Genomic DNA, 268 nt, shown 5'->3' with positions numbered 1-268 from the left:
CGCTTAAAAAAGATGTATGCCGATGAATGTCTCAAATCCGACATATTACAGGATGCCATGTCAAAAAAGTGGTAGCGCCACTCAGGCGCAAAGAGATGGCTTGTCACTACATTAAAGAGCATGGCATCAGTATCCGCAGAGCTTGCTTGATCTTTAACATTAGCGTCACCTGTTATTATCACAAGTCGGTAGCAACGGATGAGAATAAGCAGATAGCGGACTTGCTCATAGATCTGACCGAGCAGAACAAGAACTGGGGCTTTGGATT

The 268-nt window shown here is 44.4% G+C and carries 1 pseudogene; it reads left to right on the top strand.

Features of this window, described 5'->3' with window-relative positions:
* Window positions 1–268: pseudogene (locus EPB74_RS13460) on the top strand (IS3-like element ISPar2 family transposase); the annotation flags it as partial.

It is taken from the genome of Psychrobacter sp. DAB_AL62B, from assembly GCF_028895345.1.
GTDB lineage: Bacteria > Pseudomonadota > Gammaproteobacteria > Pseudomonadales > Moraxellaceae > Psychrobacter.
Note: the sequence above shows the minus strand (reverse complement) of the source record. Positions and strands in the feature narration are given on the sequence as shown.